Origin of the sequence: Pseudonocardia xinjiangensis (genome assembly GCF_050948425.1) — a bacterium.
Taxonomy (GTDB): Bacteria; Actinomycetota; Actinomycetes; order Mycobacteriales; family Pseudonocardiaceae; genus Pseudonocardia; species Pseudonocardia xinjiangensis.
Map to the genome: position 1 here is coordinate 3,186,683 of NZ_CP192009.1, position 21,498 is coordinate 3,208,180.

General features: G+C 70.1%; 21 protein-coding genes. 12 read left to right on the forward strand and 9 right to left on the reverse strand.

What is annotated here, in order from left to right; all coding sequences use genetic code 11:
- The first annotated feature begins 13 nt into the window (after positions 1–13).
- The 5 genes from ACQPZA_RS15080 (at position 14) to ACQPZA_RS15100 (ending at position 2,847) form a co-directional block, all read left to right on the forward strand.
- Positions 14–292: a hypothetical protein gene (locus tag ACQPZA_RS15080; protein WP_433281534.1), complete on the forward strand. Its 279-nt coding sequence runs from the start codon at positions 14–16 to the stop codon at positions 290–292.
- Positions 289–525, forward strand: a complete 237-nt coding sequence (locus tag ACQPZA_RS15085; protein ID WP_433282823.1) for a hypothetical protein — start codon at positions 289–291, stop codon at positions 523–525. The genes ACQPZA_RS15080 and ACQPZA_RS15085 overlap by 4 nt, the downstream gene beginning before the upstream one ends.
- Positions 526–714: 189 nt before the next feature.
- Positions 715–1,362: a cysteine hydrolase gene (locus ACQPZA_RS15090; RefSeq protein ID WP_433281536.1), complete on the forward strand. Its 648-nt coding sequence runs from the start codon at positions 715–717 to the stop codon at positions 1,360–1,362.
- Positions 1,363–1,432: 70 nt separating this feature from the next.
- Positions 1,433–2,230: a class I SAM-dependent methyltransferase gene (locus ACQPZA_RS15095; protein WP_433281538.1), complete on the forward strand. Its 798-nt coding sequence runs from the start codon at positions 1,433–1,435 to the stop codon at positions 2,228–2,230.
- A gap of 164 nt (positions 2,231–2,394) precedes the next feature.
- Positions 2,395–2,847 carry a nuclear transport factor 2 family protein gene (locus ACQPZA_RS15100; protein ID WP_433281540.1) on the forward strand — a complete coding sequence of 151 codons (453 nt, stop codon included), beginning with the start codon at positions 2,395–2,397 and terminating at the stop codon, positions 2,845–2,847.
- On the opposite strand, the gene ACQPZA_RS15105 is transcribed toward ACQPZA_RS15100, so the two are convergent.
- Positions 2,756–5,269 carry an NACHT domain-containing protein gene (locus tag ACQPZA_RS15105; protein WP_433281542.1) on the reverse strand — a complete coding sequence of 838 codons (2,514 nt, stop codon included), beginning with the start codon at positions 5,267–5,269 and terminating at the stop codon, positions 2,756–2,758. The two genes, ACQPZA_RS15100 and ACQPZA_RS15105, sit on opposite strands and share 92 nt — an antisense overlap.
- Positions 5,270–5,553: 284 nt before the next feature.
- Here ACQPZA_RS15105 and ACQPZA_RS15110 point away from each other — a divergent pair, with 284 nt between their 5' ends.
- Positions 5,554–6,327, forward strand: coding sequence for a hypothetical protein (locus tag ACQPZA_RS15110; RefSeq protein WP_433281544.1), 774 nt, complete (start codon positions 5,554–5,556; stop codon positions 6,325–6,327).
- 57 nt (positions 6,328–6,384) lie between these two features.
- Here ACQPZA_RS15110 and ACQPZA_RS15115 read toward each other — a convergent pair whose 3' ends face one another.
- Both ACQPZA_RS15115 and ACQPZA_RS15120 read right to left on the reverse strand, forming a co-directional pair.
- Complete coding sequence (locus ACQPZA_RS15115; RefSeq protein ID WP_433281546.1) at positions 6,385–8,247, reverse strand: glycoside hydrolase family 2 protein; 1,863 nt, start codon at positions 8,245–8,247, stop codon at positions 6,385–6,387.
- A gap of 42 nt (positions 8,248–8,289) precedes the next feature.
- Positions 8,290–8,904: a dihydrofolate reductase family protein gene (locus ACQPZA_RS15120; RefSeq protein WP_433281548.1), complete on the reverse strand. Its 615-nt coding sequence runs from the start codon at positions 8,902–8,904 to the stop codon at positions 8,290–8,292.
- A 319-nt stretch (positions 8,905–9,223) separates the two neighbouring features.
- Here ACQPZA_RS15120 and ACQPZA_RS15125 point away from each other — a divergent pair, with 319 nt between their 5' ends.
- The 4 genes from ACQPZA_RS15125 to ACQPZA_RS15140 all read left to right on the forward strand — a co-directional run bounded on the left by ACQPZA_RS15125 (position 9,224) and on the right by ACQPZA_RS15140 (position 13,115).
- Positions 9,224–10,066 (forward strand): alpha/beta fold hydrolase, encoded by an 843-nt coding sequence (locus ACQPZA_RS15125; protein ID WP_433281550.1) that lies wholly within the window; start codon positions 9,224–9,226, stop codon positions 10,064–10,066.
- Positions 10,067–10,145: 79 nt separating this feature from the next.
- Positions 10,146–10,769 carry a TetR/AcrR family transcriptional regulator gene (locus tag ACQPZA_RS15130; protein WP_246265946.1) on the forward strand — a complete coding sequence of 208 codons (624 nt, stop codon included), beginning with the start codon at positions 10,146–10,148 and terminating at the stop codon, positions 10,767–10,769.
- A gap of 373 nt (positions 10,770–11,142) precedes the next feature.
- Entirely contained in the window at positions 11,143–12,723 is a 1,581-nt protein-coding gene (locus ACQPZA_RS15135) for a GMC family oxidoreductase (RefSeq protein WP_433281552.1), read from the forward strand.
- Positions 12,723–13,115, forward strand: a complete 393-nt coding sequence (locus ACQPZA_RS15140; RefSeq protein WP_433281555.1) for a hypothetical protein — start codon at positions 12,723–12,725, stop codon at positions 13,113–13,115. Before ACQPZA_RS15135 ends, ACQPZA_RS15140 begins: the two co-directional genes overlap by 1 nt.
- Before the next feature lie 4 nt (positions 13,116–13,119).
- Here ACQPZA_RS15140 and ACQPZA_RS15145 read toward each other — a convergent pair whose 3' ends face one another.
- Entirely contained in the window at positions 13,120–14,250 is a 1,131-nt protein-coding gene (locus ACQPZA_RS15145) for a winged helix DNA-binding domain-containing protein (protein WP_433281558.1), read from the reverse strand.
- 70 nt (positions 14,251–14,320) lie between these two features.
- Here ACQPZA_RS15145 and ACQPZA_RS15150 point away from each other — a divergent pair, with 70 nt between their 5' ends.
- Entirely contained in the window at positions 14,321–15,043 is a 723-nt protein-coding gene (locus ACQPZA_RS15150; protein ID WP_169394862.1) for a transporter substrate-binding domain-containing protein, read from the forward strand.
- Positions 15,044–15,100: 57 nt separating this feature from the next.
- Here the strand turns inward: ACQPZA_RS15150 and ACQPZA_RS15155 are convergent, their stop codons facing one another.
- From ACQPZA_RS15155 to ACQPZA_RS15175, 5 genes are all read right to left on the reverse strand, one after another.
- Entirely contained in the window at positions 15,101–15,811 is a 711-nt protein-coding gene (locus ACQPZA_RS15155; protein ID WP_433281561.1) for an endonuclease V, read from the reverse strand.
- A 95-nt stretch (positions 15,812–15,906) separates the two neighbouring features.
- Entirely contained in the window at positions 15,907–16,797 is an 891-nt protein-coding gene (locus ACQPZA_RS15160) for an intradiol ring-cleavage dioxygenase (RefSeq protein ID WP_433281564.1), read from the reverse strand.
- Positions 16,794–17,894, reverse strand: coding sequence for a maleylacetate reductase (locus ACQPZA_RS15165; RefSeq protein WP_433281566.1), 1,101 nt, complete (start codon positions 17,892–17,894; stop codon positions 16,794–16,796). The genes ACQPZA_RS15160 and ACQPZA_RS15165 overlap by 4 nt, the downstream gene beginning before the upstream one ends.
- A gap of 4 nt (positions 17,895–17,898) precedes the next feature.
- Positions 17,899–19,191, reverse strand: coding sequence for an NAD(P)-binding domain-containing protein (locus ACQPZA_RS15170; RefSeq protein ID WP_433281568.1), 1,293 nt, complete (start codon positions 19,189–19,191; stop codon positions 17,899–17,901).
- Positions 19,192–19,287: 96 nt separating this feature from the next.
- Positions 19,288–20,031 carry a helix-turn-helix domain-containing protein gene (locus ACQPZA_RS15175; protein WP_433281570.1) on the reverse strand — a complete coding sequence of 248 codons (744 nt, stop codon included), beginning with the start codon at positions 20,029–20,031 and terminating at the stop codon, positions 19,288–19,290.
- Between the two features lie 203 nt (positions 20,032–20,234).
- Between ACQPZA_RS15175 and ACQPZA_RS15180 the strand changes: the two genes are divergently transcribed.
- On the forward strand, positions 20,235–21,311 hold the full coding sequence (locus ACQPZA_RS15180) for an SDR family oxidoreductase (RefSeq protein WP_433281572.1): 1,077 nt from the start codon (positions 20,235–20,237) through the stop codon (positions 21,309–21,311).
- Positions 21,312–21,498 lie beyond the last annotated feature (187 nt).

Sequence of the window (21,498 nt, forward strand, 5' to 3'; positions counted from 1 at the left end):
TCCTCGTTGCCGCGTGCAGGAGCCGCGCGGCAACGAGGAGCAGGAGGCGACGTGCGAGAGGGCGCGTGCATTCACCATGGCGTACGTCCCACCGGTCACCCTGGACGACGTCCTCGGCGCCGCCGCCCGGCTCGAGGGTGTCGCGCATCGGACGCCCGTCTTGCGCTCGCACGCCGTGGACGAGCTGGTGGGCGCTGAGCGGGGCATGGCCCTCGTTCCGCCGTACGACCATCCCCACGTGATCTCCGGAAAGGGCTCGACGGTCTGGCCGTACCCGTCCCGGGCGAGCTGACCTTCGCCGTCAACCAGCGTCTGGTCGAAGCCATCGCGCTGGTGAGCGACGACGAGATCCGCCAGGTGATGCGATTCGCCTTCGAACGGCTCAAGATCGTCGTCGAGCCGAGCGGCGCCAGGGGTCTGTCGGCTCTGATGGCCGGCCGGATCGAGCACCTACCGCGGCGCATCGGCGTCGTCATCTCGGGCGGCAACATCGACGCCCGGCGCTTTGCCGAGCTGTGCGGGTAGTGGCCGGGACGGCCCCGGTCGTCGTCGCCGGCCATCGTTTCTGCGGAGCAGCCCGGACGCCGCCAAATGGCGGCTCCGCGGCCGATTCGGCGCAGGTACGATCTACTCCCTCGTCAATCTGCCAACTTGTCCGGCGCGTAGCGTAAACAGTCATTCCGGTCCTCGGCAGCGATTTAAGGAGTAGCAAGAATGGACATCCGGAAGGGCGACACCGCGGTGGTGTTCATCGACCCGCAGAACGACGTTCTGAGCGAGGCCGGGGCCAACTGGGGGGCGGTCGGCGCAAGCGTCACCGAGAACAAGACGGTCGAGAACATGGAGCGGACGTTCGAGGTGGCCAAGTCCCGTGGCTATGAGGTGTTCATCTCACCTCACTACTTCTACCCCACCGACAGTGGTTGGCTGATGAACGGGCCGCTCGAGACCGCCGAGTTCGAGACTCATACATTCGCCCGGAGCGGGCCGCTCGATCTGACGGGTTTCTCGAACTCCGGCGCGGACTGGCTGGATCGCTTCAAGCGCTATATTGATGATGGCAGGACGATCGTGGCCAGTCCGCACAAGGTGTTCGGACCGCAGACCAACGACCTGGTCCTGCAGCTGCGCAAGCGAGGGATCGGCAAGATCCTCCTCGGGGGCATGTTGGCCAACATGTGCGTCGAATCCCATATGCGCGAATTCATCGAGCAGGGCTTCGAGGTTGCCATGCTCAAGGATGCGACCGCCGGGCCCCGGCATCCGGTCTGGGGCGACGGCTATGAAGCCGCGATCGTCAACTACCGGTTCTTCGCCCATGAGGTGCTGTCCACCGAGGAAGCGGTCGACCGGATGCGCTGACGGGCTGGGCACATGATCGAGGTGGGAAGGGCATCCACAGGGATGGCCGGGACAGGCGCACACTCTGCCCGTGGGCGCAGATGAGGGCTACCTGTTGGACAACCGGCAGACCCGGGCCGGGGCGCGGCTGGAGGCGTTGGCCACGCTGTTCGATCCGTCCACCTTCCGCCACATGCGCGACCTCGGCGTGGGCGCCGGCTGGCGGTGCTGGGAGGTCGGCGCGGGAGGCAGGTCGGTCCCGGACTGGCTGGCCGGGCAGGTGGGCCCCACCGGCATGGTCGTGGCCACCGACATCGACACCTCGTGCCTGGCCGGCCTCGCCGATGACCGGGTGCACGTGCTCCGCCATGACGTCGGCGCCCAGGACCCCCCGGCGTCCGACCTCGACCTCGTGCACGCCCGGCTCGTGCTGACCCACGTTCCTCGCCGACACGCCGCGCTCACCTCGATGGTCGCGGCCCTGCGCCCGGGTGGCCGGCTCCTCCTCGAAGAAGCCGACCCCGGCCTGCAGCCGCTGATCTGCCCCGACGAGCACGGCCCTGAGCAACAGTTGGCCAACCGGCTCCGCAGCGGCTTCCGGACGCTGATGGCCGGCCGCGCCGCCGACCTGGCCTACGGGCGCACCCTGCCCCGGCTGCTGCGCGACCACGGGCTGGTCGACGTCGGTGCCGATGCCTACTTCCCGATCACCGCACCGGCCTGCACCGCGCTCGAGCGCGCCACCGTGGAGCAGATCCGCGACCGGCTCATCAGTGGCGGCATCGCCACCGCCGCCGAGATCGACCACCACCTCGACAACATCGACACCGGACGCGTCCCCGATCTGGCCACCTCACCCATGATCTCGGCCTGGGGCCGCAAGCCCTGAACGCGACCGGCGACGCGGCACCGCCAGAACGTCCCTGATCCGGTCCGAGTCTTCTGCGTGTTACCGGCTGCGCATATCGACCGCTACCCCCTCGGCGGCAACCGGCCGGCGCGGCTCGTTAGCATTCGCGCTCTCGGCGGGACTACGCTCTCATCCTTACCCGGGTGGTCATCCATCACGGCTCGATGTACCAGGGGATATTCGTGGAGTTGTCCAGGATCCACATCGATCAGGTCGTCGCCGAGTACCTGCGCGCGTGGGCCGGACAGGATCCGGACCTGATCCCCGGGATCTTCACCGAGGACGCGACCTACCAGGAGGGCGGCTACGCGGGGCCCATGCTCGGTGTCGCGAGCATCCGCAGCTACTGGCAGAAGAAGGTCGTCGAGTCGCAGGACAACATCACGTGCAGACACCTCCTGACCTCGGTGGATCAGGAGACGGGCCGTGTGACGGTCAAGTGGGAGGCCGAGTTCGACGATCTCGACGACGGCTTCCGCAAGCGCATCATGGAGGTCGCGCTCCTCACGTTCGAGGACGGGCGGATCTCCTCGCTGGAGGAGTACTGGACGTCGCAGAAGATCCGGCCTCTCGATCAGCGGCAACTGCCGGGTTGACCGTCCGGGTGGTCCGCCCGAGGTAGGACTGCAGTTCCCGGTGCCGGAAGTAGAGCAATGGTCCTTCGTTCCGCATCAGGTTCGCATTGACCAGCGCGTCGAGGAACGTCTGGTGCTGCAACGGATACCGGCGGCCCAGACAGAGCAGCCACATGTGGGCGATGAAATACGTCGGCCAGGCCGTGAAGAAACACGCCACGATCACGCCCATGGTGAGTCCGTAGAGGATTCCCTGAGCTGGTTCGAGAGAGAAGCCGGGCGAGTTGACGGCATGGATGACCGCCAGCGGCCCGGTCAGGTAGCTGATGGCGATCGCGATCGTTCCCGTGGCCGCGGTCGCAAGGCTCACGATGCTCAGGAGTGCGACGATCCGATCACTTCTGAGCGGGGCCCCCTCCACCGACGACGGCGACGATCCCTCCAACGGACTGCCGGCAGCGAGCGGCAGGCTGAGCCATTTGACGAGTCCGCCGATCAGCCCGACCGGCACCCCGATGGTGAGACCGAAGAAGTACATCAGGCTGAGGCCGTACTCCTGGCCGTACCGGATTGCGCCGCCGATGCCTCCGCCCACCCCGATCAGGCTCGCCGGCAGTACGGCGGCGAGGATCGGCCAGATCGGTGAGGTGATGCGCGGGGCGGGGGTCAGCCGGATTCGTGAGGCCCGCATCTGGGTGCGTGGGCGCTCGATGAGCAGGCGTGCGGCGATGACGGCGATGCCGATGCCGAAGAGGACGCCGATGACGATGTCCGGCGGGCTCCGGTACTGGTCCTGGAGGCCCGTGACCTGGCTCACCACCGAGACGACCAGGGCGGTGACCGCGGCGATCCCGACGGCCGTCAGCGCGGCAACCGTCGGCCTGTCGACCACCAACCGTTCCTTCAGCAGCAGGACCAGCCCGATCGCCACGGCCAGCTGTGTCGCATCAGCCACGGCCTGGACCGGTGGATGGACCAGCACGGCGAGGATGAACACCTCGACCCAGGCGATCGGTGCCGCGACGGCGACGTGACGCAGGCCGACCGGGTAGCCCCGGAGAATCCCCAGGATCGCGCCGGTGCCTGCGCCGATCGCGAGTCCACGGGTGAGCCCGACGGGCATGACGATCGCCAGGAGATATGCCGGCGCGATCAGGCTCGCGGCCATTGCTGCCAGCGCTGCTCGCGGTATCGCGTCGCCCACCCGCCACCACGCGTACGAGACGTAGTTCCTGCGCTCCATGTCCCGCGCCATGTACATCAACCAGTACAGGGCCCGGGGCTTCTGCAGGATCGGTGCCCTGGTGAAGGCCCGATCCACCTCGGCCGCCAGCAGGCGCTCCTTCAGGCCCCTCTCGCCGCCCTGCTCGGCGGTGTCCAGCAACTCGTGCGCGGTGACGTTCTCGTCGATGATCGCGTTGTACGCCGAGCGCAGGTACAGCGGTGTCCGCAGCACCCTCACGATCGCCGAGCGATGCGCCGCCCGACCGGATCGGATCGCCGCGCGGAGTGCGTCGAGACCGCCGTCTGCCTGGTCCCGCGCCGAGAGCGCCCCGAGATAGCGCCGGACGTCGTCCCGTGTCGATCGGCACAGACGGAGCTTCGCCGTGTTGCGCAGCCGCACTCTCTCGTAGATGTGGTCCCGGGCCAGGATGCAGAGACGCTGGCGCTCCGGGAAGAACGCCTCGATCCGCTGGAGGGCACCTGTGACGTCGCTGCCGTCGGCGATCTCGTCGAGGCTGTCGAGCACGAACACGAACTGTTCGGAGTTGGTGAGCGTCCGCGCGATCCCGTCCGGACCACGACGGAAGGACCGCAGGATCGGGTAGGTGGTCTCGAGCCGGCGGTTGAGCCAGTCCTCGAAGGAGTCCCGGCGGGCATCCCATGAGTTGAGCGACAAGCAGAGGGGGACGAGGTCGCCGCGCTTCGTGAAGTAGCGCTCGATCAGTCCGAGCGTGAGGGCGACCGCGAGCGTGGACTTCCCGGTGCCCTCCTCGCCGAAGATGACGACCCGGCGGAGGTCGGACCGGTAGACCACAGCCGCACACGACCGGCGCATGTCCTCGAGGTTCCACAGTGGCGACTTCGCCGGGGTCGCCAGGAACGCGGAGACCTCGCCGTGCCTCGCGTCGAGCCCGGAGATGATCTTCACCCGGAGCGGTATGAACGACGTGTCGCTCAGACCGCGCTTCCGCTCCTGCTCCTTCCAGACGTCGCGGACCTCCTCCGCGATCTTCCGGATGCCCTCCTCGATCGTCAGCTTCGGTGACGGGTTGCCGAGTCCACCGAGGGACAGGACGGCGAGGAGGGCGGCGACGACGCTCGAGATCTGGTCGGCGAACTGGAAGTCGAGCGTGACGAGGTTGAACGTGATGACCGACGTGGCGAGGAGTGCCACCAGGAACCGGAAGGGCCCGATGTTCCGGATGTAAGTGGCCAGCACTGATGTCCTTTTGACGGCGCGGCTTCGAGTCGCCAGGTCGGGCGGGGTGGCTGGGGGCTTCGAGACTGGTTTCCCAGCACCCGAGAGCGTCTGGGCAGGGGTGGCACCGACGGCGCCGCACGGTCCCGGCCGCGGTGTGTGCCGTTTGCGATCTTGCAGCACTTTGCGTCAGCCGTCTACGCGTACTCCGGGGTCAGGATCACGACGCCGGAACCGCCCGGGAACGCTTGCACTCCGAACGCGGATGGCTAAGGTTAGGCGAACCTAAGTTGTGGAGGAGTCGTGTGATCTCGCCTGCCGCCCCACCGGGCCCCGACCCTGCCGAGCGTTCCCGCACCGTGCTGTCGAACGCCCCCACCTCGGTGATGGAGGTGGGCGCCGACCTCACCGTCGTCCTGGATGTCGTCGCGGTCGACACCGATGGTTCCCTCGTGCTGCTGGTGCCGGAGGACGGGCCGCTCGCGGCCCGCGTGGCCGGGCAGGCCGTGCCCGTCACCGTCCGCAGCGCGCTCGTGAGCCCGGTGCCCGGCCCGGACCGGCGGCTCGACTCGGTCACCGTGCACGGCGTCGTCGAGGCCGCCGACGACGTCGGGGTCGCGCTGGAGGTGCTGCTGGCGGCCCACCGGGACCAGCCGGTCGAGACCGTGCTGCGCCCCGACGCGTCCACGCTGCTCCGGGTCTCGGTCGTCCAGCTCCGGCTGGACGGCGAGCCGGTCGATCCCGACGCCTACGCCCGTGCCACTGCCGACCCGCTGGCCGCCGGCAGCGACGAGGTGGTCGCGCACCTGTTGTGTGCCCACCCGGAGCAGGTGGTGCAGCTCGCCCACCTGCTCGACCGCGATCTGCTGCAGGGCGTGCACGCGGTGGCGCCGGTCCGCGTCGACCGGTTCGGAATCACGTTTCTCATCGAGGGCCGGGCTGGATCCCGGCTCACCCGGCTGAACTTTCCGGCGGCCCTGCGCGGCCCGGCGGAGCTGCCCGCAGTCATGAGGGAGCTCCATCGCCGGGCCGCGCAGGTGACGGACTGCCCGTTCACCGGCGACACCCGCGGCTCGTGACCGTCGCCGGCGGGAGGTTCTGAACGTGCTGGAAGCCGAACCGCACGGTGGAGCGAATCAGCTCTGTCCGAGGACCGCACCGCGGATCTGCTGGATCGGTGCTTTCGGCTCCCGGTCGGCCGTCAGCAGGCCGTTCGTCTCCTGCATGGTGTCGGTGAGCTGGGTGTAGCAGGAGCCGGCGAGGAAGGTGCTCGCCCTGATCCCGTCGTAGAGGGCGGTGATGCGCGCGATCCAGTCCTCCACATCGGCAGCGGCGGTGTATCCCCAGCCGTCCTCGCGCCGACCGGTGGGCTGGTAGTCGATGCCACCGAACTCGGTGAGCATGACGGGCTGGCCGAGATCCTCGGATCCATCGAGCAGAATGCGGCGGCCGGCCGGGCCCATGCCCGCGAGCAGGCGCTCTCGGGCGGACTCGTCGGCGTAGGTGCGCGCGAGTACCGCACCGTCTCCCTCGTAGTCGTGCACGGTGATGATGTCGGAGTTCTGCTGCTCCCAACCGTCGTTCGAGACCACGGGTCTGGTGGGGTCGAGGGCCCGGGTGAGGTCGGTCAGCGCCCGGGAGTACGCCTGCTGTGCCCGGTCCTCGCTGATGCGCTGGATTCCCCAGGACTCGTTGAACGGCACCCAGGTGACGATCGACGGGTGCGAGGCGTCCCGGTCGACGGCGTCCATCCACTCCCGGGTGAGCCGCTGCACCGCGGTCGCGGAGAACTCGTAGGCGCCGGGGGTCTCGCCCCACACGAGCAGTCCGAGCCGGTCGGCCCAGTACAGGAAGCGGGGGTCCTCGATCTTCTGGTGGATCCGGCACCCCGTGAACCCGAGATCCTTGATGAGCTCGACCTCGCGGCGCAGCGCGGCACGGGACGGCGCCGCGAGGTGGCTGTCCGGCCAGTACCCCTGGTTCAACACCGACCGGACGTCGTACGGACGTCCGTTGAGCAGGAACGCACCGCGCCCCACACCGACCGTCCGGATCCCCAGGTACGAGCCCACGGCGTCGACGACGCACCCGCCGGCGTCGTGCATCGAGACGGTGGCGTCGACCAGCCGCGGGTGCTCCGGTGACCAGGTGAGCTCGTCCTCGGCCTGCCCGTTGCGCTGGCGCCGTACCGGCACCGGCACCCGGACGGAGGTGGCACCCTCGGCCACGTCGACGTCGATCGTGGCGAGGTCCTCGTCCCGCTCGTCGAACCGCAGCGCCACCCGCAGGCGCGTGCCGGCAGCGACCCGCCCGCGAAGCCGGACGGTCAGATCGACGCCTGCCAGGCCGGCCGGGAGCCACTGCACGTGCTCGATGCTCGTGGCCGGCACCGCTTCCAGCCACACGGTCTGCCAGATTCCGGTGGTGCGCCGGTACCAGATCGCATGTGCGTCCTCGTGCCAGTCCTGCTTGCCACGCGGCTGCGTCAGGTCGTGCGGGTCGTCCTCGGCCCGGACGACGAGGACGTGGCTGTCACCTTCGGCCACGAGCGCGGTCACGTCGAACGTGAAGGGGGTGTGGCCACCCTCGTGCTCGCCGACGAACCTGCCGTCGATCCACACGCGCGCCCGGTAGTCCACCGCGCCGAAGTGCAGCAACACCACTGGTGCTGGCTCGGATCTGCCCGCAGCGGCCAGATCGTCCCCGGTGATCGTGCGGGCGTACCAGACCACGGGGTGGAACCCGGGCTCCGCTATCCCCGACGCCACCGACTCCGGTGGGAAGGGCACCGTGATCTCCCGTGCCTCCGGCAGACCCGTGTGCCACTGCGCGCCGAGGCCGCTGTCCGCGTCGTCGTGCCGGAACGACCAGATGCCGTCCAGATCCGCCCAGGCACTGCGCATCATCTGGGGCCGGGGGTAGGTGCCGTCCTGCCGGGAGGCCACGGGGACCTCGGGGCTCGTGACGGTGGACGCGGACGAGTCGGAGGCAACACGCACGGGGCGCACCCTAGGCGTCGTGGACGCAGACGTGGACGGCTGCTACTTCCCGTCGGGCACGTGGTTCTTGACCTCGTCGTAGCCGGCGGGGGTGGGCTCCTTGGCGGGCGAGTAGATCACCCGGATGACGCCCGTCGGGAACGTCTCCGTCGCGGTCACCGCCAGGTGGTAGGGCGCGTCACCGTCGTCGAAGAGCCTGCGGCCCTTGCGTGCTGCCACCGGATGCACCAGCAGGCGGAGCTCGTCGACCAGCCCGGCGGCGAGCAGTTGCTGCACGACCGAGATCGAGCCGGGAATGAGGATGCCCCGGACGTCGGGGGCGCCCTTGAGCGCGGTGACGGCCTCGACGAGGGCGCCGTCGATCAGTTCGGAGTTGCGCCAGGAGAACTCGAGGGGCTGGCGCGAGACGACGACCTTGCGCGTGTCCCCGAGCTGCTTGGCGAAGGGTGCATCGTCCCCGCCGGCGTTCTCGCGGTCGGGCCATGCCCCGGCGAAGCTGTCGTAGGTCTCGCGGCCGATGAGCAGCACGTCGGCGGTGTCGTAGTCCTCGCTGACAGCGCGGCCCATGTTCTCGTCGAAGTACGGGAAGTGCCAGTCGGGATCGATCTCGGCGACGCCGTCGGCCGCGATGAACAGGGTGGAGATGACCTTCGCCATCGGAGTTCCCTTCCGGTCGGTTGATGTTCGACGGGTAGACCGACGGCGGCGCCGGAACTCATCTGTCCGGCGCGACGTCCCCCCGTCGCCGAGCGCGCCGGAACCAGCGCGCGCTCACGCCGGATCCCCCCAGGCCTTTCTTGGGGGGCCCTTGACTTCCTCCCGGGGAGCTGCAATATATTGCATATCGCATCGTGATGCCGGCGCGAGGCCGAGTGCCGCCGGCGCCGGCCCCGCTCGTGAACGGCCGGCGCGATGCACGTCTCCCGTCCCGACCTCCGACGGTCGAGGGCGCCCTCTCACACCAGGAGGAACGGGCATGGGCTACATCACGGTCGGAACCGAGAACACCACCGACATCGAGATCTACTACGAGGACCACGGCTCCGGGCAGCCGGTCGTGCTGGTCCACGGCTACCCGCTCGACGGGCACAGCTGGGAGCTGCAGGCGCGGGCGCTCCTGGAGGCCGGCTACCGGGTCATCACCTACGATCGCCGCGGCTTCGGCCGTTCCAGCAAGGTCGGCAGCGGCTATGACTACGACACCTTCGCGGCCGACCTGGACACCGTGCTGGTCGCGCTGGACCTGCACGACGTCGTCCTCGTGGGCTTCTCGATGGGCACCGGTGAGCTCGCGCGCTACGTCCGGAACCACGGGCACGAGCGGATCGGAAAGCTCGCGTTCCTGGCGTCGATCGAACCGTTCCTGCTGCAGACCGACAACAATCCCGGTGGCCTGCCAAGGGGGAACTACGAAGCCGCCATCGCGGCCGCGCGCGCCGACCGGTTCGCGTTCTTCACCCAGTTCTACAAGGACTTCTACAACCTGGACGAGACCCTGGGCACGCTCGTGAGCGAGGACGTGGTGCGCGCGAACTGGAACACCGCCACCACCTCGGCTCCGGTTGCGGCGTGGGCGGTGATCCCCGCCTGGATCGAGGACTTCCGCCCCGACGTCGAGGCGGTGCGGGCCTCGGGGAAGCCCGCACTGATCGTCCACGGCACGAAGGACAACCTCCTCCCGATCGACGTGACCGGGCGCCCCTTCCACGCGGCGTTCCCGGAAGCCGACTACCGGGAGATCGAGGGGGCACCCCACGGACTGCTCTGGACCCATGCCTCCGAGGTCAACGACGCGCTCATCGAGTTCGTCGCGAAGTAGCCGGACGCGGCACGTGGCTGGCCCCGGCGGAATAACGGGCTTCTCGGCGGAACTTGTCAGGGGGAGTTCGACAGGGCGCATGAGAGAGTTGGTCATGGCTGCAGTGGGCAGGCCTCGGCAGTTCGATCTCGAGCGCGCGCTGGATGCCGCGCTGGAGGTCTTCTGGCGGTACGGCTACGAGGGCGCGAGCCTCACCGACCTGACCACGGCCATGGGCATCAACCGGCCGGCTCTCTACGCCGCGTTCGCGAGCAAGAAGGACCTGTTCTTCCGCGCACTGGACCGCTACTACGCCGTCGACGCGGTCCACACCTTCCAGGCGCTGGACGCGCCGACCGCGCTGGACGTCACCCGGCAGTACCTGCTGCGCAGCGTGGAGCAGCTGACCAACCCGGAGCGTCCGATGGGCTGCTTCGTCCTCCAGGGCGCCTTCGTGTGCGGGCCGGAGAACCACGACATCTCCGAGCACATGGTGGGGCTGCGGCTCGCGGCCGAGAGCGCGCTCCGTCAGCGGTACGAACGGGCGCAGGACGAGGGGGACCTCGCTCCGGACGAGGATCCGGCGTCGCTGGCCCGCTTCATCAGCGTCGTGCGACACGGTCTCGCCGTGCTCGCGTGCGGCGGCGCGTCGCGCGCGGAGCTCGAGGACTCCGCCCACCGGGCGCTGGGTGGCCTCTCGCTGCGGCTCGCGCGCAGTGCCTGACCGCGGCGTGGCGGAGCCGAGGCAGTTTCCGACCGAACGGTAGGAAATATACGTCACACTTCCTGGTGTGGCGGGCCGCCGCCGGTCGATACTCCTCACGCCCGACTGCGCATCGATGCGGATGTCGTCAGGGCTGAACGATTCCGCTGCGGCGGGTTCCACTGCCGACAGGTTCACCATCTCCCGGGAACGCGTGGGGGCGCATTCCCGGGTGTCCCAGCTGATGCCATTGCCGGATTCCGATGTCGTGCGCGCGTGACCGGACGATCGAGGGGTTCGTCCGTCATTCGTGCAGCGTCCGGCCATCAGTCGAGCGTCGAGGGTGTCGACGCCCTTTCCTGCTCATCACATTCCACGGTTGGAGACTGCCGATATGACGAAAACCGAGCTCACGTCGAGCGCGGACGGCGCGGATGCGGTCCGCAGTTACGACTTCATCGTCTGTGGTGCCGGATCCTCCGGATCTGTCGTCGCGGGCCGCCTGGCGCGCGACCCGCGGGTGCGCGTGCTCCTGATCGAGGCGGGCGGGAGCGATGACGTCCCCGACGTCATGGAGCCTGCCCGGTGGCCCGCGAACCTGGGCTCGGAGCGGGACTGGGCCTTCGCCGCCCAGCCAAACCCCCATCTGAACGGCCGCGCCATCCCGCTCAACATGGGCAAGGTGCTCGGAGGCGGCTCCAGCATCAATGTGACGGTATGGGCCCGGGGCCACAAGAACGACTGGGAGCACTACGCCGCCGAAGCGGGCGACCCGGCGTGGGGCTACGAGTCGGTCCTGGGGATCTACCGCCGCATCGAGAACTGGCAGGGGCCCGGCGACCCGGTGCGGCGCGGGCAGGGGGGCCCTGTCCATGTCGAGCCGGCTGCCGACCCGTCACCCGTGGCCCATGCCATGGTCGAGGCCGCCGGCTCGTTGGGCCTACCGGTGTTCGACAGCCCCAACGGGGCGATGATGGAAGGCTCCGGGGGCGCCGCGATCAACGACCTCATCGTCCGGGACGGGCGGCGCTCCTCGATCTTCCGCTCCTACGTGCACCCGCTGCTGGGGCAGCCCAACCTGACGGTCCTGACCGACGCTCTGGTCAGCAAACTGCTCTTCCGGGGCACCACGGTTGTCGGGGTGGAGGTGGTCCAGGGCTCGCAGCGGCAGCGGTATACCGCTGGCCAGGAGGTCATACTCTCGCTGGGCGCGATCAACACGCCGAAGGTCCTCATGCAGTCCGGTATCGGACCCGAGGACGAACTCCGACGCCATGGCATCCCGGTTGTCCAGCACCTTCCGGGCGTGGGTCGCAACCACCAGGACCACGTGTCGTTCGGCTGCATCTTCGAATACCGGGAGCCGCAGCGGGTGGGCAACGGAGGCTCCGAAGCCACCCTGTACTGGAAGAGCGACGACAGCCTCGACCTGCCCGACATGCTGCACTGCCAGGTCGAGTTCCCCGTGCCCAGCGCCGAAACCGCGGCCCTGGGGGTACCGGCGCACGGATGGACGATGTTCGCCGGCCTGAGCCACCCGAAGAGCCGGGGCGAGGTGCACCTTTCCGGGCCCGACTCCTGCGATCCTGTGCTGATCGAGGCCAACACGCTGTCGCATCCCGACGACCTGAGCGCAGCCTTCGCCAGTATCGCGCTGTGCCGAGAACTCGGAAACAGCTCCACCTTCGACACACTGGTGAAGGCCGAGGCCTTACCGGGAGAGCTCGACGCTCGTGCTCTGGAAACCTACGTGCGCAACGCCGCCGTCACCTACTGGCACCAGTCCTCCACCGCCAAGATGGGACGCGATCCGATGTCGGTGGTCGACGGTGCGTTGCGGGTCTACGGCGTCGACAACCTGCGTATCGCCGACTCCTCGATCATGCCCGACATCACCAGCGGAAACACGATGGCACCATGTGTCGTCATCGGTGAACGAGCTGCGGAGATGATCCAGACCACCCACGGCATCTAGTGGGCACCGGGGTCCGCGCCGTCGTCGCCGTCGGTCGCGTGCTGAGCGCGGCCCTGCTCGTCGCGATGAGCACGATCCATCTCGTGCTCCTGATGAGGGAAGGGTTCGACATTCCCGTGGTCGGGTCGGCGTTCCTGCTCAGCGCCTTCGGCGGTCTGGTGCTCGCGACGTCGACGCTCCTCGTGCCGCGCCGCTGGCTCACACCGGTGGCGTTGTCCGGGACCTTCTTCACCGGAGGGACCGTCGGCGCGCTCGTGCTCGGGATGGTCGAGCTTCTCGGCGCCGTCGGGTCGCCGCTGGTGTCGGCGGCGCTGCTCATGGAGTCGGCCGGCATCGCCGCACTGACGGTCACTGCTGTGCTCGCGTCACATCGCAGGTTCGGTCCGCGGTGATCGGTCAGCCCGGTAGCCGGCGAACCTCCTCGGCCGGGATGCCCTTGGCCCACCAGTGGGCGTAGCGGTTGTAGGGCTGGGGGTCGCGGGCGGCCAGCACGGCCGACAACGCCCCGGCCTCGGCGGCGAGCGCCCGCCACGTCCCCGGATCAAGGGACTCGAACGCGTGCGCCTCGATCCCGCCGGGGTGTGGCCGCCACACCCCGACGACCCGGCCGTCGACGAGCAGGGAGGGCAGCACGTCGCCGTTGCGACGGTAGATCAGGGGCCGGTAGGCGGCGGGGACGAGGCGGGTGCGGTCGGCGTAGGCGAGCAGGACGTTGTCCCACATGGGCAGCAGGCGCGGCGGCGCGGGCGTGTCCCCGTCCGGTCGTGGCGCGTCCACGACGTCGAAGTAGGGGCCCGCGGCCGGACCGTCCAGCTTCTCCACCGCCACGCCCAGCCCGTCGATCGCGGCGAGCACCTCCGGGCGGCGCAGGGACGTGAACCGGGTGATGTCGCCAGTGGTGGCGGGGCCGAACGCCCCGAGGTAGCGCAGCACCAGCCGCTGCCTCGCCTCGTCGACAGGCACGCCGCCGGGCGGTGCGGCGCGGAAGGTCGACGGGCTGCGGTACGCCCACGGCCCGCCCGCCGGGACGTGGTGCAACGGAGCGAACGTGCGCAGCGCCCACCACGCGGCGCGTCCGCGGGTCGCGTCGAGCCGCTCTCCCAGCATCTCCTCGATCGCGGCGCGGTGCCGCGGCTGCTGCGCGAACTCGGCGAGCGCCGGGAGCAGCCCGTCGACGTCGGCCACGGTCAGGCCGCTGTCGGCGAAGCGGCGGTCGCCGTACCGGGACGCACGCAGGATTGCTTCCATCGCCCGGTGCCACGCCGCCCAGTCCTCACCGTGCACGACGTGGAGGGTGACCCGCAGCAAGGTCGCCCGGACCAGCGTCCCGTCGGCGAACGCGGCGTCCAGCGCGTCGGGGTCGAAGTCCGCGACCCGGCTCCAGAGGGCCACGTACGGCGAGGCGGGGTGCTGTGCCTGCACGGCGACGAGGTCGTGCACGGCGTCGCCCACGAGCCGCGCCGACCGGGCGAGCAGGTGCTGCCGGTGCAACGTGGCGCGGTTGAGCCCGCGTTCGGTGAGACGCACCGGGAGCACGCTAGTGCGGAGCGCCGCCTGAGCCCCTCACTCCTCGGAGGACGAACCTAGGATCGTCTCCATGAGCATCGTGCCCGCAGCCATCGCGGAGGATCTCGCGCCGACCGGCACCCTGCGGGCGTCGATCAACCTGGGCAACCCGGTGCTGGCGCAGGGCACGCCGGCGGCGCCGACCGGTGTGACGGTCGACATCGCACGGGAGCTGGGCTCGCGCCTGGGGCTTCCGGTGGAGCTGGTCTGTTTCGATGCGGCACGGAAGTCGTTCGAGGCCATGGCATCGGGGCAGGCGGACATCTGCTTCCTGGCCATCGAGCCCGTTCGTGAGGCGGAGGTCGCCTTCACCGCGCCGTACGTCGTGATCGAGGGGGTGTTCGTCGTGCCCCGGGACTCGGCCATCTCCTCGACGGCCGACGTCGACAGCGACGGCGTGCGGGTCGGCGTCAACGAGGGGTCGGCCTACGACCTGTTCCTGTCACGCACCCTCCAGCACGCGAGTGCGGTGCGCGGAGAGGACGGGATCGACGTGTTCCGCGACCGGGGTCTGGAGGTCGCCGCCGGCATCAAGCAGCCGATGGTCGAGTTCGTCAGCAGCCATCCCGAGTTTCGTCTGATCGAGGGCCGGTTCATGGAGATCCGGCAGGCGCTGGGCACGACCAGGACCCGCGGCCCGGAGACGGTCCGGTTCCTCCGGGCCTTCATCGAGGAGCTGAAGGCGAGCGGGTTCGTCGCCGACGCGCTTCGGCGCGCGAACCAGCCGGACTCGATCGTCGCCCCGCCCGCTTAGCCCGCCGGCCCAGACCTTTCGTTCGTCAGAAAATCGGTGGCGAGCAGGACACGGCACTCAGCTGTGGTGCAGAAGGCCCTGGGCCTCCACCGGGTGGTGAGCCAATGCCCGACGGGAGATGTGGTCCGCGTGCCGAATGGGGTCGGGTAGGCGGTACGTGGAGCACAGCGCGAGAACGATCTGGCAGGACTGCGCGATTCCGATCCCGTGACCTGGCGACACGTAGACGGGCTTGACGTCACGCTGGGTGCGTAGTGCGGTGCCGATGAGATCGGCGCCGTCGTAGAGCGGTGTGTGGTCGCCGCGCTGAGGGCCGGGTTCGTCGTGCGTTCCGATGAAGCGGGTCTTGGCGCAGCCCAGTGCCGGGCGCCCGGTGAGTACGCCGAGGTGGCAGGCCAGGCCGCAGCGCCGAGGGTGTGCGATGCCCTGGCCGTCGCAGATCAGCACGTCCGGAACGGTGCGCAGTGGCCATAGCGCCTGGAGGAGCATCGGGATCTCCCGGAAGGCGAGCAGTCCGGGCACGTAGGGGAACTGGGCGACCCCAGCTACCACGACTTGCTCGACGATGGCGCCCGTCGCCAGTTCTGCCACGACGGCGGCGGCGATGATGCGGTCCGAGCCGGTGTCGTAGGAGATGTCGAGGCCCGCGACGGTGGTGGGTGTGGGCACGGTGTGGGCCGGAATGTCCACCTGCTCGGCGACCTGCCGCTGCATCTCAACTGCGCCGGCAACGTCGTGCGGCCAGCCTTCGACGTCGGGGACGTTCATCGCGGATCAGAGTAGTGCGGCGTTCTGACCACTCGGACGGAGCGACCGGTGCGGGCGGTGTGGCGAGCGAGCCGTCGGCCGGCGCCCGGCTCTCGTCATCCCTCGTGGTCGGGGGCGAGCACGATGTCGAACCGGATCCGCGCCCACGGCTCGGTGCGGGTGGTGCCGTCGGGGGCGTCGCCCGGACCTTCCCGGACGACGTCGACGACGAGGGAGTCCTTCACGCCGAAGACCGCGTCGTGGTCGAGGTGCTCGTCGCCGGCCACGAAGACGTGGGTGATCAGCGTCCGGTGCCCGGGTGCGGCGACCTTGAAGTGCAGGTGGGCCGGACGCATGGGGGACCGGCCCGCGGCGGTGAGCAGGTCGCCGATGGGGCCGTCTGCCGGGATCGGGTACGGGGCGGGCACCACCGACCAGAACCGGTAACGGCCCTCGTCGTCCGACCGCAGCCACCCGCGGCCGGCGATGCGGTCCCCGTCGTACTGGACGTCGTAGAAGCCGTCGTCGTCGGCCTCCCACACGTCGATCCGGGCGCCGCGGACCGGGGTGCCGTCCGTGCTGCGGACGGTGCCCTCCACCAGGCAGGGCGTGCCGCTCGCGCCGGCCGCGATGTCGCCGCCGAAGGGGATCTCCGGGGCGGCGTCGACGAAGAACGGGCCGTAGACGGTGGACTCCGTGGCACCTGCGGTGGCCGGGGCGTTGATCGCGACCGTGAGCATGGACAGGCCCAGCACGTCGGAGAGCAGGATGAACTCCTGGCGACGCTCGTCGGTGATGTGGCCGGTCCGGGTGAGGAACTCGATGCCCGCCTCCCACTCCGCCTGGGTGAGCCGGACGTCGCGGGCGAAGGCGTGCAGATGCCGGACGAGGCTCTGCATGACCTCGCGCAGCCGCGGGGAGGCGGTGGTGTCGAAGCTCGCGACGACCTTGTCGGTGACGGCCCGTTCCTGCTGGGCGGCCTGGTCGGACTCCATGGAGATGCTCATGTCTGTCCCTGGTGGGTCGCGGTGGCGTCGGGGCCTGGTGGTGAGCCGGCCCAGGCCGCGTGGATGAGTGCCCGGAGTGCGGGCCGGTCGACGCGGCGTGGGTTGTCCGCAGGCACGGTGGGGGCGACGAGGTCGGTTGCCTCGTCCACCTGGCTCTCGAGCATGCCGAGCTCACGCAGCCCGGCCGGGATACCGAGCCGCTGGGCGAGCTCGGCCAGGCCGGTCACCGCCTCGGACCGGCCGAGGGCCTGAGCGATCCGGCTGGCCGCCTCCGGGGCGGCGGGGGCGTTGAACGCGAGGACGTGGGGGAGCACGATCGCGTGGGTCCGGGCGTGCGGGAGGTCGAACGCCCCGCCCAAGGCGTGGCAGATCTTGTGGTGCAGGCCGGAGCCGGCCACCGCGAAGGCGGAGCCGGCCAGGTAGGCGCCGTACAGGAGGTCCGCCCGTCCGTCCGCGCCAGCGGGCTCGTCGAGGACGGCGGGCAGACCCCGGCCGAGTGCGCGGATGCCCTCCTCGGCCATCAGCGTCGAGATGGGGTTGCGCCGCGGCGCCCAGAACGCCTCGACGCAGTGCGCCATGGCGTTGAGCCCGCTCGCCATCGACAGGTCGACCGGCAGCGTGAGCGTGAGCTCGGGGTCGTAGACGACACAGTGGGGCAGCACCCGGTGGTCCACGCCCGTGGTCTTGCGCGCCCCTTCCGTCATGCCCCAGACCGGCGTGACCTCCGAACCCGCGTAGGTGGTGGGAACGGCCACGATCGGCAGGCCGGTGGTCAGCGCGACCGCCTTCGCCGTGCCCGTGGTGGACCCGCCACCGACGCTGAGCAGCAGGTCGACGCCTGCAGCGGTGGCCAGTTCCCGCGCGTCCTCGGCGACCTCGGTGGGGACGTGGGGGCGCACCGCCGTGAAGGTGGCGGCGATCCGCTCCGCGAACGGCGCGGCGAGCTTGCGGGCGAGCGGTTCCTCCTGCTCCGTGGCGATCAGCAGGACCCGCTCGGCGTCGAGGCGGCCGACCTCGTCGGCGAGCGCGGTGTGGGCCGTGCCCGCGCCGAACACGACCCGGCCCGCCACGGCGTCGTAGGTGAACTGCTCGCGCATCCGTTCAGCGCCCGGGGATGACCGTGGGCTGGTAGCCGAGGAGCTTCCAGTCGCCTCCGGAGCGGACCCACACGGCGAGGCAGCGGTTGGTCAGCGTCTTCTGCACACCGCCCGCGGTGAGGTCGGCGTTCATCTCGCCCACGACGATGGCCGTGTCGCCGACGACGGTGATCCGGTCGACCGGGTGGTCGATGCGGTGGTAGTCGTAGAAACCCGCACGGCATTTCTCCAGGTAGGACTCCAGCGTGTCGGTGTCGCCCGTGGAGTGCGTGTAGGCCAGGTCGGGGTGGGCGAGCTTCGCGAAGCCGTCGAAGTCGCCGGCGACGATCGCGTCGTAGCGCCGGTCCTCCAGCTCGCGGATCTGTTCGACGTCGTCGTTCATGGCGTTCGTTCCTTCCGGGTTCGACGGCCGTGCGGAGGCGTTGAGCAGCCGGAGCGCGGCGAGCACCTGGGCCATGTCCTCCTCACCCAGCCCCGCGGCCGTGGCCTGGTCGAGCACGCCGACCACGGCCTCCGCGCCCGGGAGCGTCAGCCGCTGCTCGGCGGCCAGGTCGAGGGCGAGGCTGACGTCCTTGTGGATGAGGGAGACCGGCGCCGACACCGCGGTCTCGGCAGGGGAGAGGAAGGCATCGGACTTGTACCCGACGTACGGCGCTCCCGCCGCGCTCGTGCTCAGCACCTCGTAGAACACCGTGGTGTCGAGGCCGCCTGCCTCGGCGAGCAGCATGCCCTCGGCCACCCCCTGGTTGAGGGCGGCGAGCACGGCGTTGACGGCGAGCTTCGCGGTGGAGCCGGAGCCGACGGGGCCCGTGTGGTACTGCATCTTCGTCATCGCCGCCAGCACGGGGCCGACCCGGGCGAACTGCTCCTCGGTGCCCCCGACCATCGTCGTGATCTGCGCGGCGTCGGCGAGGCTCACGCTTCCGGAGACCGGGGCGTCGACGACCTGCACACCCCGCTCGGCCGCGGCCGCGGCGACCTCCCGGACCAGCGTCGGCCCGACCGTCCCCATGATCACGTGGAGGTGCCCGTCCTGGACGCCGGCGGCGCAGAGCCCGTCGCGACCGGTCACGAGCTCGCGCGTGGTGGCGCCGTCGGGCAGCATACTGATCGTCATCGGGGCGGCGGCGAGATCCGCCACGGACCGGACGAGACGCACACCGTCGGGCGCGAGGCCCTGGTCGTCGGCAGTCGCGGCGAGCACCGGGTCGTAGGCGAGCACCTCATGGCCGGCGCGCGCGAGGTTGCGCGCCATCGGCCTGCCCATTCTTCCGAGACCGGCGAAACCGATCAGCACAGGGATCCCCTTCGCGAGCTCGCTCGTTAACAGCGGTGTTCACCGATAATGAACGGTCCTTCGGCAGCGTGTCAACAGCCTCGCGCAGGCGGTACCTCAGTACCCCGGCTGGTTGCGGCCGTGGACGAACCAGACGGCCTCGACCGGGACGTCACCGTTGTTGGTGAGCCGGTGGGGGGTGGAGGAGTCGAACGAGATCGCGTCGCCCGGCCCGACCCGGTAGGTGTCGAACCCGAGCGAGACGTCCAGCGTGCCGCTGATGATGTACCCGTACTCGGCGCCGGAGTGCCGGGTGAGCTGCTCGCCGGGAACCGAGCTGCCGCCCACCTCGTAGCGCACGCGCAGAAAGTCCACGCCGAAGTCCTGGGCGGCCGAGAGCTGGTCCCAGGTGACCCCGGAGTCCAGCACGAGCCTGCGGCGGTCGGTCGGCCGTACCACCGGGCTCGAGACGTGCGGGCCCGGTTCGTTCAGCTTGGCGAATGCGCCGTGGTAGCTGTGCGTGGCGTGGTCACCGGCGGGCCCGGACGCGGCGTCGGACCGGGGCGGCTCCGCGGCACCGGCGCTGCTGAACAGCTCGTCGAGCGAGAGGTCGAGCGCGTTGCAGATCGCGTACAGCGTGGCGACCGACGGGCGGGACTTGCCGTTCTCGATCTGCGACACGAGCGAGGCGGAGACCCCGAGATCGCGCGCGAACTGACGCAACGACAGACCGGCGGCGAGCCGCCTGGCCCGCAGCTGTGCGCCCACTCCGGCGATGTCGTGCCGGTCGGCGCCCTCGCCGCCCGACCGCTGACGGCGCGGCGCGTCGGAGGCTGCCGGGGAACCGCTGGTCGCTGTCACGGACGCACCTCTGGTCGGGGAATCGGCAGGTCGGGGACCAACCGATCGTTCAGCATATTAGAACACCCAGCCTGATGAAAACCGTCACTGCGACGCGCCCGGTGCTCGTGTTCAGTGATACTGGACAGATGCGGTGGCACGGCACCTGCTGTTCGCCGCCGCGTCGAACCCTTGTCACACTCACCGGAAGGCGGACTCGCAACGTGGTGGACAGCAAGCGCGCGCTCGTGGTCGGAGTCACCGGGATCTCGGGCAACAACACCGCCCGGCAGCTGCTCGCCGAGGGGTGGGAGGTGCACGGGCTCTCCCGCAGCGGAACCGTGCCGGAACCGGGGATCCGGCCGGTGGCCGCGGACCTGCTGGACGCCGCCGCCACGCGGCGGGCGGTGGCCGATCTGCGGCCGTCCCACGTCTTCTACTGCACCTGGCAGCGGCGGGCGACCGAAGCAGAGAACTGCGAGGTCAACGCGGCCATGATGACCAACCTGCTCGAGCCGCTCGGTGAGACCGGCGGCCTCGCGCACGTCGCACTGGTGACCGGCCTCAAGCACTACCTCGGCCCGTTCGAGGCGTACGCGCGGACGCCGATGGAGACCCCGTTCCGCGAGGAACAGCCGCGGCTGCCCAACCAGAACTTCTACTACGCGCAGGAGGACGTCCTGTTCGAGGCCGCCGAGCGCAGCGGCTTCACCTGGTCCGTCCACCGTCCCCACACCTTGATCGGGTGGGCGCTGGGCAACGCGATGAACATGGGCGTGACCCTGGCCGTGTACGGGGCGTTGAGCCGCGAGACCGGGGAGCCCTTCGTCTTCCCCGGCTCACCCGAGCAGTTCAACGGAGTCACCGACGTCACCGACGCCCGGCTGCTGGCCAAGCAACTGGTGTGGGCCGCGAGCACGCCTGAGGCCTGGAACCAGGCGTTCAACGCCGTGAACGGCGACGTGTTCCGCTGGCGGCAGCTGTGGCCCGTGCTGGCCGACGGCCTGGGCGTGCCGCCGGCGCAGTACCCCGGCCACGCCCAGCCGCTGGCCGACCGGCTCGCCGCCGCGGGCCCGGTGTGGGACCGCATCGTGGAGAAGCACGGCCTGGTGCCCACCAAGCTGGAGGAGCTCGCATCCTGGTGGCACACCGACGGCGACCTGGGCCGGGAGACCGAGACCTTCGCGGACATGACCAAGAGCCGGTCCTTCGGCTTCACCGTCGTCCAGGACACCCGCCGGTCCTTCCTCGACCTGTTCGAGCGCCTGCGCGCGGAGCGGATCATCCCGCCGCTGGGCTGACGGCCGCCCGCCCGGTGTTGAGGGGTGCGTGGTGGCGTTTGGCGTCAGTGAACAGCCGCCAGGCCGGCATCGTCAGCGCGCGGTGTCCCGAACTGCGCATATGGCGCTTCCGACGCAGGTGTCCGGAGAGTGCTTGACGCGGCCGGGGGAGAGATGTTCACTGCTGACGCACATCGTGCTGAACACC

Bases quoted from the DNA above. Each gene is read 5' to 3' on its own strand.
- ACQPZA_RS15135 (WP_433281552.1), top strand. From the start codon at position 11,143: ATGACGAAAACCGAGCTCACGTCGAGCGCGGACGGCGCGGATGCGGTC.
- ACQPZA_RS15090 (WP_433281536.1), top strand. From the start codon at position 715: ATGGACATCCGGAAGGGCGACACCGCGGTGGTGTTCATCGACCCGCAG.
- ACQPZA_RS15130 (WP_246265946.1), top strand. From the start codon at position 10,146: ATGAGAGAGTTGGTCATGGCTGCAGTGGGCAGGCCTCGGCAGTTCGAT.
- ACQPZA_RS15165 (WP_433281566.1), bottom strand. From the start codon at position 17,894: ATGCGCGAGCAGTTCACCTACGACGCCGTGGCGGGCCGGGTCGTGTTC.
- ACQPZA_RS15125 (WP_433281550.1), top strand. From the start codon at position 9,224: ATGGGCTACATCACGGTCGGAACCGAGAACACCACCGACATCGAGATC.
- ACQPZA_RS15120 (WP_433281548.1), bottom strand. From the start codon at position 8,904: ATGGCGAAGGTCATCTCCACCCTGTTCATCGCGGCCGACGGCGTCGCC.
- ACQPZA_RS15155 (WP_433281561.1), bottom strand. From the start codon at position 15,811: ATGAACGTCCCCGACGTCGAAGGCTGGCCGCACGACGTTGCCGGCGCA.
- ACQPZA_RS15160 (WP_433281564.1), bottom strand. From the start codon at position 16,797: ATGAGCATCTCCATGGAGTCCGACCAGGCCGCCCAGCAGGAACGGGCC.
- ACQPZA_RS15150 (WP_169394862.1), top strand. From the start codon at position 14,321: ATGAGCATCGTGCCCGCAGCCATCGCGGAGGATCTCGCGCCGACCGGC.